The following is a 10,519-nucleotide window of genomic DNA, read 5'->3' as shown; positions in this document are numbered from 1 at the left end:
CGAGGGCGGCGTTGGCGCCTGCGACGTAGGCGGCGTGGTGCTTGTCGTGGTGCAGCTCCATGATCTTGCCGGAGATGTGCGGCTCGAGGGCGGCGTAGTCGTAGGGCAGTTCAGGCAGCGAGTAGACAGACACGAGGGTCCCTTCCTTACGGGCGCGCACGCCCGGCGTGTACCAAGTTCGATTTTGGGTCGATCCTTCTCGGGCATAACCCAATCTCATTCGTACACCGTCCGCAAGATTTGCGACCAGGCGGGCGCGGATGCGAGCGACGCGTCCAGGGCTGGTCGCCGAACGCCCCGAATTCCGACACCGGTTCGTCCGGTCGGTAAACAAAACCTTAATATTGGGTGGTGCTCCGACTGCAACACGATTCCGTGCGCGCGTCATCGCCGCCTCGGATCGAGTTCGGCGGAGCCAATCTCCTCCGCGCGATCGCGGTGCTCGCCGTCATCTATTCGCACATCTCGTACTACCTGATCGACGACCTCGGCTCCGGCTGGTGGCTGATCGACGGCGTCTACACGGTGCTGGTGGCCGGTGGCGGACTCAACCAGCACCTTTCGTTCCTCGGTGTTGCGATCTTCATGATGCTCACGGGGCTGATGCTCACCGCGTCGGCCACCCGGCACACCCCCGGTCGGTTCCTCTTCAACCGGGTCGGCCGGCTGCTGCCCGCGCTGTGGGTGGCGATCCTGGTCGCCATCGTCCTGGTGCGTCTGGGCATCAACGGGATGTTCAGCGGCCAGGACGGGATCTCGAACTCCGAGGCGGCGCTCAGCTTCGTGCTCGGCGGGTTCTTCCTCACGCCGGAGGTCGCGGTGCTCGGGGTGACCTGGACCCTGGTCGTGCAGGTGCTCTTCTACCTGTACTGCGTCGCCGCGCGGCCGCTGCTGAGGACGATCCCGATCGCGGTACCCCTCGCGGGCGCGGCGGTGTGCAGTGCGGTGCTGCTCTACAACCTGTACGTGCCGCAGCCGTACGCGGTGCCGATGCTGTCCAAGGTCGCCGCGACCCTGCCAGCGGTGTTCATGGGCCAGATCATCTACCTGGGCTGGGCGCGGTTGGCGAACTGGCGCTGGATCATCGTCGCGACCATGGCGCAGGCCGAGGTGGTGCGCCTGGCCACCGACAGCCACGTCTACTGGGCGGGGGACCGCTACCTGTGGACGATGTTCGTGGTCACCTGCGTGGTGCTGGCGCTGGTGCGGTACGACGGCTACCTCGGTCGGCTCAGTGTCGTGCGCTGGACCGCGACCCGCAGCTACGCGATCTACCTGCTGCACACGCTGATCCTGTACCGGGTGTACGAGAACACCGTCGGCCACCTGGGCCGGACGGGCGCGGTGCTCGCCTTCCTGCTGGTGACGGCAGGGGCGGCGGAGCTGCTGTACCGGTTCGTCGAGGTGCCCTCGAGCCGATGGATCGGCGCGCAGTCACACCGCTTCGGGCGGTCCGCTCAGAGCACGACGAACGCGACGACGCCGAGGACCACCAGGACCACCACACCGATCAGTACCGCGAGGACGACCGACTGAGGCCCGGGCGCGGACTGTCGGTCGTGCCCGGCGGCGGGTTCCGGTGCGAGCCAGGGCGGGCTGACCGGTGTCGCACCGAGCTCGGTGTCGGCCGACGGGGTCGCGGGTTCTGGGATCGGCGCGGACACCGGTGTTGAGAGTGCTGTCTCAGTTGGCCTCGGGACCGCCCGCGCTGTCGGCCTCGGGATCACTGCCTCGGTCGGCCTCGGCGAAACAGGCGGCTCTGCCACGACAACCGGCGGCTCGGGGCGAGGCCCCTCGGATCGCTGCCGCGCGGGTTTCGGGGCCGGCCGCGTGGCGTCCCACTTGAACGGCGGCGGGAACGGCGATCCCTGCGCATCGCCCTCGGGTTCCTGAGGTGACATCTACGCCTCCTGCGACGACGGTCGGCCCCCCAACTGCACCGGCGAGCTTACCGAGGCGTGCGGCCTCCGAGCCCGCGCAACGACGACGGAACCGCCGGCGCTGCGGCCGCGCGTAGCATCGGATCATGTCCTGGTACGACGACATCCTCGGCCGCACGGCGGCGAAAACAGCGATCGTGAGCGCCGACGAGGCGCTGCCCGGCCGAACCCAGCCGCTGAGGGTTCCCGACGCCCACTACGTCAACGGGCACCCGCTGACCCCGCCGTTCCCGGAGGGCATGCAGACCGCGGTCGTCGGCATGGGCTGCTTCTGGGGCGCCGAGAAGGAGTACTGGCAGCTCGACGGGGTGTACAGCACCGCGGCCGGATACGCGGGCGGGTTCACCCTCAACCCCACGTACGAGGAAGTCTGCTCGGGCCGGACCGGGCACACCGAGGTGGTGCTCGTCGTCTTCGATCCGGCGGTCATCAGCTACGCGAGCGTGCTGCAGCAGTTCTGGGAGAACCACGACCCCACGCAGGGCCTGCGGCAGGGCAACGACCACGGCTCCCAGTACCGCTCGGCGATCTACACCACCGACGACGCGCAGCAGTCGATCGCACACGCCACCGCGGAGACGTTCGCGGTCCGCTTGGCCGACGCCGGGTACGGGGCGATCACCACCGAGATCGCCCCGCTCCGCGAGTTCTACTACGCCGAGGACTATCACCAGCAGTACCTCGCCAAGAACCCCGGCGGCTACTGCCCGGTGCATGCCACGGGCGTCAGCTGCCCGGTCGGCCTGCTGAAGCAGGACGAGGTGCCTGCACAGAAGGACATCCTGCCGCCGAGCTGACCCGCCGCCCTCAGCCGAGCTGCGGCATGACCTCGTTCGCGACCAGCTCCAGGTGGTCGAGGTCCTCGAGGTCGAGGGTCTGCAGATAGATGCGGCTCGCGCCGAGCTCGCCGTACCGGCCGATCTTGTCGACGAGCTCGGCGGGTGAACCGGCCGCACCGTTCTCCCGCAGTTCGGCGACCTCCCGCCCGATGCGCGCCGCGCGGGCGGCGAGCTCGCTCTCGGTGCGGCCGCAGCAGAGCACCAGCGCATTGGAGTAGGTGAGCTCGGCGGGGTCGCGGTCGATCACGCGGCAGGCCTGGCGCACCCGCTCGAACTGGGTGGCGGTGCCGTCGAGGGAGACGAACGGCAGGTTGAACTCGTCGGCGTAGCGGGCCGCCAGCTCGGGGGTGCGGCGCTTGCCCATGCCGCCCATGATGATCGGCGGCCCGGCGTGGTGGAACGGCTTCGGCAGCGCAGGCGAATCCTCGATGCGGTGGTGCGCGCCGTCGAACGAGAAGGACCCGCCGACCGGCGTCTCCCACATGCCGGTGATCACCGCCAGCGACTCCTCGAGCCGGTCGAAACGCTCCTTCAGTGACGGGAAGGGGATGCCGTAGGCGAGGTGCTCCTCCTCGTACCAGCCGGCGCCGATGCCGAACTCCACCCGGCCCTCGCTCATCGCGTCCACCTGGGCCACGCTGATCGCCAGCGGCCCCGGGTAGCGGAAGGTCGCGGAGGTGACCAGCGTGCCGAGCCGGATCGTGGACGTCTCGCGGGCGAGGCCGGCAAGGGTGATCCAGGCGTCGGTGGGGCCGGGCAACCCGTCGGAGTTCATCGCCAGGTAGTGGTCGGATCGGAAGAAGGCGCCGTAGCCGAGGTCCTCGGCGGCCTGCGCGACGCGCAGCAACTGCCCGTAGGTGGCGCCCTGCTGCGGTTCGGTGAAGATTCTCAGCTCCATGCGTGCCAGCCTGCCGTATCCGGCGCGGGCGCGCATGCACCACAACGCGGGCACCCCCCGCGCGCCGGGAACCGTTCCCGCCTCCGCCGACGAGCCGCCGCGGAACGTGACAGTATCGATGGCGTGAGCTTTGGTGATGTGCCCTCGGTGCCCGCTGCGGAGGTACCGGCCGAGCTGTCCGACTCGGTGATCCTGCTGGACGTGCGCGAGGACGAGGAGTGGGCGGACGGGCATGCGCCCGGTGCCCTGCACATCCCGATGGTCGACGTGCCCGCGCGGATGGCGGAGATCGACATGGACGCAGAGGTGTACGTGGTGTGCCGTTCCGGCGGGCGGTCGCAGCGGGTGGTCGAATACCTCAACCAGGTCGGGTTCGACGCGGTCAACGTCGTCGACGGGATGGTGGCCTGGCAGAAATGTGGCCGGCCGTTGACCGCCGACGGCGGCGGGTCGGCAAAGATCTACTAGATGAGCACCGTTCAGGTCTGTGCCCGCTGCGCCGCCCGATGGCCGGTTGTCGGGGGCCCGGCGCAGTGGTGCCCGCGGTGCCACGGCGTGCTGCTCTCACCGACGGATCCGGCGCGCCCGGAACCGCCGAACCTGCGCAACTTCCGATGGGTCGCCCGACGGCCAGGGGCGGCGACGAGCCGGGTCCGCCCGGCCCGGACCCCGGCCCAACCGGGCCCGCCGTCCTACCGCGAGATGCCCCGATGGGGCCTGCACGACGTGCCCCCCGCTCCCGACCGGGAACCGGTGGCCGGGCGTCGTGAGCAGCTCGCCGAGCTGGCTCCCGCCCTGCTGAGCGCGACGGCGGCGCTGTTCGCGCTGGCCGCGCTCGCCGAACTGTTCCGCTACGGGCTGCTGCTGCGGAACCGGAGCACGCTGATCGGGCCGGGGCTGCTCGCGGTGTCCGACGGGCTGGTCTCCGCGGCCGGTCTGCTCGCCCCGATCGTCGCAGTGTGCGCCGCCGTGGCCACCGTCGCCTGGCTGGTGGGGGCCCGGCGACGCGCCTTCGCCCGTAGCGGACACGTCGACCCGCGCCGCCCGTCGACGCTCGCCCTCGGCTGCCTGGTCCCGGTGGTGAACCTGGCCATGCCGGGGGTGTTCCTGACCGAGCTGGACGAGCCGGACCCGCAGACACGCAAGCTGTTCCGGGTGTGGTGGGTCACCTGGGCGTGCGGCGGTGTGCTGTTCGTGGTGAATCTGTGGTGGCGCGGGCTGGACTCGCTGCAGGCGCAGGCCGACGGGGTGCTGCTCGCGGCGGTCACCGATCTGGTCGCGGTCGCGGTCGCGGTGCTGACGCTGTTGGTCATCCACCGCGTCGAGGGTCTGAGCCCGACCGGGAAGCAGCGCGAGCTGACCCGCTGGCTCGTCGCGGTACCCGAGTCGGCCAAGCCCGCCGCACCCGCCGCACCCGCCGGGACTGCCGAGGCTACCGAGCCCGCCGGGATTGCCGAACCCGCCCGGACCCCGGAGCGCGTGGAAGCGGGGGCGCCGTGACCCCCGAGCCCCGCGTCGTCGCGCACCGCGGCGCATCCGCCGCCCTGCCCGAACACACCCTCGCCGCGTACGAGCTGGCCCTCGACCAGGGCGCCGACGGGCTGGAATGCGACGTTCGGCTGACCCGGGACGGGCATCTGGTGTGCGTGCACGACCGGCGCGTCGACCGCACGTCCACGGGCACCGGGCTGGTCAGCGAGATGACGCTCAAGCACCTCAACGAGCTCGAGTTCGGTGCCAACGGGGAGCCGGTTCTCACCCTTGCCCAGCTGATCACGTTGGTTCTCGACCACACGAGCCGCCCGACCAAGCTCTTCATCGAGACCAAGCACCCGGTCCGATTCGGCGGGCTGGTGGAGAGCAAGGTGCTCGCGGAGCTGTCCCGGTTCGGGTTGTCCGCACCCCCGTCCGCGGACCACTCCCGTGCCGTCATCATGTCGTTCTCGGCGGCCGCGGTCTGGCGGATCCGGCGGTCGGCGCCGCTGCTGCCCACGGTGCTGCTCGGGGAGTCGTCCCGATACCTGGGTGGCGGCGCGGCGACCACCGTGGGCGCCACCGCGGTCGGCCCGTCCATCAAGTCGCTGCGCGAGCACCCCGAGATCGTGAACCGGGCGGCCGCGGCGGGCAGGGCCACGTACTGCTGGACGGTCGACGACTTCGACGACGTGCAGCTGTGCCGGGAGCTCGGTGTCGGCTGGATCGCCACCAACCATCCGGGCCGGACCAAGGAGTGGCTCGCTCAGTAGCCGCGACGTGTAGGTTTCCCGACGTGGGTAAGAGCAAAAGAAACAGTGGTCCGAAGCCCGGCAGCAACCGCGCGGCGAAGCTCGCCGAGCGCCGCGCTGCCCAGGAGAGCGCCGCGGCCGCCGCGGTGCCGCGCCCCTTCGAGGGACTGGCAGCCGAGTGTGATCTCGTCGCGATGCGCGAGTTCGTCCCGTCCGCGACGGCGACGCTGCCGCTGACCGGCGGCGAGCGCACGGTCGTGGCCGCGACCGTGCTGCCCGGCGCGGTGGCGGGCCTCGTCCGCGACGAAACGGCCGCGAAATCTGGCGGCACCGCCGCCGCAGCCACCGGCTTCGTCGGCCTGCAGGTGCCCGGCCAGTCCGCCGATCTCTCGGCCGATCTGGCCGCCGCCGTCAACTGGGCCGCCACCGCGGAGCCGGGGCAGTCCCTCGCCGCGACCGACGCACAGCCGGGCGGACCGCGCCTCGGCGACGTGATCGAGGCGGACACGCTGCTCGAGATCAGCGTGTACCAGGACTTCAACTGGTGGATCCCGGAGGGCGTCACGCCCGCCCCGGAGGTCGCCGCCACCGTCGAGCAGGCCAACTCGGTGATCATGCCGTCCGCCCGCCTCGACGGCGAGGGCATCGTCGCCGCGTGGTGGGTCGACGCCGGGGAGAAGGCGCACCTGCGCTGGGTGCGGCCCGAGGACGAGGACCAGCTGATGCTGGCCCTGGCCCGCGTGCATGCGGCCGGTGGACTGCACCTCGGCGAGGGGTCGCGGTACGCCGGTTCGTTCCGTACCCACGGGCTGCTGGTGCCGGTGTTCGATCTCGACCCCGAGCGGCACGCCCAGGAGTGGGCGCCCGCGACGGCCGAGCTCGGGCTGCGGCTGGCCGACGCGCTGGCCGTCGACGCGCCCCTCACCTCCGATGAGCTGCGCTCGCGCGACGGTCTGCGCGCCCGCCAGGTCACACTCCGCTGATCAGAGGCGGCTGCGCCGCCCGTGCGTGCTCATGGAGTCCAGGGACTCGTCAAGCGCTCACGGGCGGCGCAGCCGCATTCCTCAGACGTCGAGGACGACCTTGCCGGGGATCCCCCGTCGCTTGGCGAGAAAGGCGGTCCGCGCCTCGGCGAGCGGATAGGCGGCGCCGACGTGGGGGCGTAGTACTCCCTGCTCGGCCAGCCGCGCGAGTTCCCCGAGTTCGTGTCGGTCGGGCTCGACGATGAAGAAGACCGCGCGACCGTCGACCGGCGCGACCGGGGGCGGCGCCGTGATCGACACCAGCGTGCCGCCGGGCCGCACGAGCGCGGCCGACCGGGCCAGGACCTCCCCGCCGATCGTGTCGAACACCAGATCCACCGGACCGAACCGGGTCTCGTCGAGGCCGCCGGAGTCGAGCGTCACGTAGTCGTCCGCGCCGTGACCGCGGGCCTGCTCCTCGCCCGCCGCCCGGCCGGTCGCGATGACCCGCGCCCCCGCGGCATGAGCGAGCTGGACCACCAGCGAGCCGGTGCCGCCTGCGCCGCCGTGCACCACGACCGTCCGCCCAGACGCATCGCCGTAGGTCAGCCCGCCGTGCCGGAAGAGTCCCTGCCAGGCGGTGAGGCCCGCCAGGGGGAGTGCGGCGGCCTCCCGGAATCCGATCGACTCGGGAATCGTGGCCAGGTTGCGGGCCTCCACGGCCACGAACTCGGCGGCGGCGCCGTCGCGATGCCAGTCGGTCAGGCCGAACACCCGGTCGCCGATCTCGAATCCGGTGGTGCCGTGGGGGATCTCGCTGACGACACCGGCGACCTCGTGGGCTGGGATGCTCGGGGTCCGGTCACGGCCTGCCCGGTCCGTCCAGGTCCCCGGCCAGTCGAGTTCGTCCGGGACGAAGGAGGCGGAGCGTACCCGGACTATCACGTCGCCGGTCGCGGCCTGCGGGTACGGCGCCTCCTCGAGGACGAGCGCTTCCGGGTTGTCCGCGCCTCGGTTCTCCTGGATCCGAACAGCTTTCACTTCTCGATTCCTCTCAGGGGCGTGCGCTCAGCGGATCGGCGGGACGCGGCGGGTGCTGACCGCGATCCGGTTCCACGAGTTGATGGTGAAGATGACGGCGATCAGCTGGGACAGCTCCCGCTCCTCGAATTGCTCGGCGGCCCGCGCGTACACCTCGTCCGGAACGAAGCCGTCGGTCAGCACGGTGACCGCCTCGGTGAGGGCCAGGGCGGCGCGCTCGCGCTCGGTGTACAGGCCAGGCACCTCCTCCCAGGCATTGAGCAGGTAGAGCTTCTGCTCGCTGATGCCGACCTTGCGGGCGTCCTGGGTGTGCATGTCCAGGCACCAGGCGCAGTGGTTGATCTGTGAGGCACGGGTGAGCACGAGCTCGACGAGGACCGGGTCGAGGCCCTTCTTGGCGGCGGCGTCGAGAGCGATCATCGCCTGGTAGACCTCGGGGGACTGCTTGAAGATGTTGACCCGCTGTGCTGTCTCGGTTGTCGTCATGGGAATGACTCTAGGCGGGTAATGGACCGAATGAGTGGTTCAATTCAGGGGTGGAATCATGGGCCAATTCTGGATTGGATCTACACCTCGACCTCCGCAGTCGCGGCGGCCTCCGCTCGTCGCTGATGGCCACCCTCCGGGAGGACATCCGCTCCGGACGGTTGGCGCCGGGTGCACTGCTACCGCCCTCGCGCACGCTGGCCGCGGATCTCGGCATCGCGCGGAACACCGTCGCGGACGCGTACGCCGAGCTGGTCGCGGAGGGCTGGCTGACCGCCCGCCGGGGCTCGGGCACCCGGGTGGCCCCGAGGGCCGCGCCCGCTGCCGACCCCAGGACGCCGCGGCCCGCCCCGCCGGTCCGGCCCGTGCACAACCTGATGCCGGGTTCCCCGGATGCCGCCTCGTTTCCGAGGACCGCGTGGCTGGCCTCCGCGCGGCGCGCCCTGACGGCGGCCCCGAGCGACGCCTTCGGCCCCGGCGATCCGAGGGGGCGGCCGGAGCTGCGAAACGCCCTCGCGGACTATTTGGCCCGCGCCCGCGGCGTGCGCGCGGACCCGGACCGCATCGTCGTCTGCGCGGGCACCGCGCACGCTCTGACCCTGCTCGCCCCGCTGCTGGGTGGGGCCGTCGCGGTCGAGGGACATGGCCTGCACGTGCACCGGGAGCTGCTCGGTGCGGCGGGGGTGCGCACGGTGCCGCTGTCCGTCGACTCGGACGGCGCGCTGATCGGCGAGCTCGCGCGGTCGGGGGCGGCCGCCGCGCTGCTCACGCCCGCCCACCAGTTCCCGATCGGTGGGCCGCTACACCCGGAACGCCGTGCGGCGGCGGTCGATTGGGCGAGCCGGTCGGGAGGGCTGATCCTCGAGGATGACTACGACGGCGAGTTCCGGTACGACCGCCAGCCGGTCGGGGCGATGCAGGATCTGGACCCCGAACGGGTGGTGTACCTGGGCTCGGTGAGCAAGAGCCTCTCGCCCGCGCTGCGCCTCGGCTGGATGGCGTTGCCCGACCGCCTCGTCGACCCCGTGCTGGAGGTCAAGGGCATCTGGGAGCGCTGGGTCAGCGTGCCCGATCAGCTGACGCTCGCGGACTTCATCGTCTCGGGTCGATACGACCGCCAGATCCGGCTGATGCGCGGCCGCTATCACCGGCGCCGCGACCAGTTGGTGGCCACCCTCGTAGATCGGGCTCCCGCAGTCCGGGTCACGGGCATCGCGGCGGGTCTGCACGCGGTGCTGGAGCTGCCGCCGGGCGCCGAGGCGCGGGTCCTGTCGGCCGCTGCCGCGGAAGGCCTTGCGGTGGGCGCACTGTCGACCTTCCGGCACCCCGATGCGCGCGACGCCCCGCGGGACGGCCTGGTGGTCGGGTACGGGGCCCCCGCTGAGCACGCCTTCGCCGGGGCGCTGGAGGCGCTGTGCCGGGCGCTGGGTGTCGCCGCCCGACTCCGCTGAAACGCAAAGCGGCCGAGGGTGTGTGCGGCCACACCCTCGGCCGCGATGCTGCGTCCGGCTAGACCGGGTCTAGATCGACCCGCCCGCGGCGGGCGGCGCACCCGAGGTGTCGCCCACGCTGTTCATCTCGCGGGCCACGAAGTCCTCGAGGTGGAAGAGGTTGTCGCCTGCCCGATCGGCGATGGCGAGCAGGGTGGTCATGGAGGCGACCTCCTCGACCTGCTCCTTGAGGAACCACTGCATGAACTGCTCGCCGAGGTAATCACCCTCCTCGCGGGCGGTGCTCGCGAGCTGGATGATCTGCTCGGTCACCACCTGCTCCTGCTTGAGGGCCAGCGCGATCGGTTCGCGGGTGTTCTCGAAGTAGGACTTCGACGCGTCGACGCCACTCAGTTCCACGGTCATGTCCCGATCCAGGAAGTACTGGACGATCATCATCGCGTGGTTGCGTTCCTCGACGGCCTGCGAATAGAAATGCTTGGCCAGCTGGGGCAGATCCGCGTTGTCGAAAAAGACCGCCGTAGCGATGTACTGATGCGAGGCGTTGAACTCGTTGCGAATCTGATCGTGCAGGAGCGCATGGAATTTGGTCCGTTGAGTATCTGCGGAATCGCTCATGCGGCGAAACGATATAGCTGGTCAGGCCGCATGTCATCCAAGTCGAGCCTTATTGAGGG

The 10,519-nt window shown here is 71.0% G+C and carries 11 protein-coding genes and 1 pseudogene; 7 read left to right on the top strand and 5 right to left on the bottom strand.

Features of this window, described 5'->3' with window-relative positions; genetic code table 11:
- Positions 1-133 (bottom strand): annotated as a pseudogene (locus tag FCG67_RS24745) (superoxide dismutase); the annotation flags it as partial.
- A 266-nt stretch (positions 134-399) separates the two neighbouring features.
- Here FCG67_RS24745 and FCG67_RS24740 point away from each other — a divergent pair.
- Together FCG67_RS24740 and msrA are read left to right on the top strand one after the other, a co-directional pair.
- A complete protein-coding gene (locus FCG67_RS24740) occupies positions 400-1,536 on the top strand; it encodes an acyltransferase family protein (RefSeq protein ID WP_136912222.1) in 1,137 nt (378 codons plus the stop codon).
- Positions 1,537-2,026: 490 nt separating this feature from the next.
- Positions 2,027-2,737 (top strand): peptide-methionine (S)-S-oxide reductase MsrA, encoded by a 711-nt coding sequence (gene msrA / locus FCG67_RS24735; RefSeq protein WP_136912218.1) that lies wholly within the window; start codon positions 2,027-2,029, stop codon positions 2,735-2,737.
- Positions 2,738-2,747: 10 nt separating this feature from the next.
- Here msrA and FCG67_RS24730 read toward each other — a convergent pair whose 3' ends face one another.
- Positions 2,748-3,677 carry an LLM class F420-dependent oxidoreductase gene (locus FCG67_RS24730; protein WP_136912217.1) on the bottom strand — a complete coding sequence of 310 codons (930 nt, stop codon included), beginning with the start codon at positions 3,675-3,677 and terminating at the stop codon, positions 2,748-2,750.
- Between the two features lie 123 nt (positions 3,678-3,800).
- Between FCG67_RS24730 and FCG67_RS24725 the strand changes: the two genes are divergently transcribed.
- From FCG67_RS24725 to FCG67_RS24710, 4 genes are read left to right on the top strand one after another with little or no spacing between them, the layout of a single operon-like run.
- Positions 3,801-4,145, top strand: coding sequence for a rhodanese-like domain-containing protein (locus tag FCG67_RS24725; protein WP_211243322.1), 345 nt, complete (start codon positions 3,801-3,803; stop codon positions 4,143-4,145).
- The gene (locus tag FCG67_RS24720; RefSeq protein WP_136912216.1) at positions 4,146-5,177 is read left to right on the top strand and encodes a DUF4328 domain-containing protein; all 1,032 of its coding nucleotides are present in this window, start codon (positions 4,146-4,148) and stop codon (positions 5,175-5,177) included.
- Positions 5,174-5,923, top strand: a complete 750-nt coding sequence (locus FCG67_RS24715) for a glycerophosphodiester phosphodiesterase (RefSeq protein ID WP_136912215.1) — start codon at positions 5,174-5,176, stop codon at positions 5,921-5,923. The genes FCG67_RS24720 and FCG67_RS24715 overlap by 4 nt, the downstream gene beginning before the upstream one ends.
- A gap of 23 nt (positions 5,924-5,946) precedes the next feature.
- On the top strand, positions 5,947-6,885 hold the full coding sequence (locus FCG67_RS24710; protein ID WP_136912214.1) for a DUF5926 family protein: 939 nt from the start codon (positions 5,947-5,949) through the stop codon (positions 6,883-6,885).
- 81 nt (positions 6,886-6,966) lie between these two features.
- Here the strand turns inward: FCG67_RS24710 and FCG67_RS24705 are convergent, their stop codons facing one another.
- Both FCG67_RS24705 and FCG67_RS24700 read right to left on the bottom strand, forming a co-directional pair.
- Positions 6,967-7,905 carry an NADP-dependent oxidoreductase gene (locus FCG67_RS24705; RefSeq protein WP_136912213.1) on the bottom strand — a complete coding sequence of 313 codons (939 nt, stop codon included), beginning with the start codon at positions 7,903-7,905 and terminating at the stop codon, positions 6,967-6,969.
- Between the two features lie 27 nt (positions 7,906-7,932).
- Complete coding sequence (locus tag FCG67_RS24700) at positions 7,933-8,391, bottom strand: carboxymuconolactone decarboxylase family protein (protein ID WP_077043260.1); 459 nt, start codon at positions 8,389-8,391, stop codon at positions 7,933-7,935.
- Between the two features lie 50 nt (positions 8,392-8,441).
- Here FCG67_RS24700 and pdxR point away from each other — a divergent pair, with 50 nt between their 5' ends.
- On the top strand, positions 8,442-9,842 hold the full coding sequence (gene pdxR / locus FCG67_RS24695) for a MocR-like pyridoxine biosynthesis transcription factor PdxR (RefSeq protein ID WP_211243321.1): 1,401 nt from the start codon (positions 8,442-8,444) through the stop codon (positions 9,840-9,842).
- A gap of 69 nt (positions 9,843-9,911) precedes the next feature.
- Here pdxR and FCG67_RS24690 read toward each other — a convergent pair whose 3' ends face one another.
- Positions 9,912-10,460 carry a ferritin gene (locus FCG67_RS24690; protein ID WP_097214366.1) on the bottom strand — a complete coding sequence of 183 codons (549 nt, stop codon included), beginning with the start codon at positions 10,458-10,460 and terminating at the stop codon, positions 9,912-9,914.
- Between the last annotated feature and the right edge of the window lie 59 nt (positions 10,461-10,519).

This window comes from Rhodococcus oryzae, assembly GCF_005049235.1.
GTDB classification, from domain to species: Bacteria; Actinomycetota; Actinomycetes; order Mycobacteriales; family Mycobacteriaceae; genus Rhodococcus_G; species Rhodococcus_G oryzae.
The sequence above is the reverse complement of the archived record's forward strand: the minus strand, read 5'-3'. Positions and strand labels throughout refer to the sequence as shown.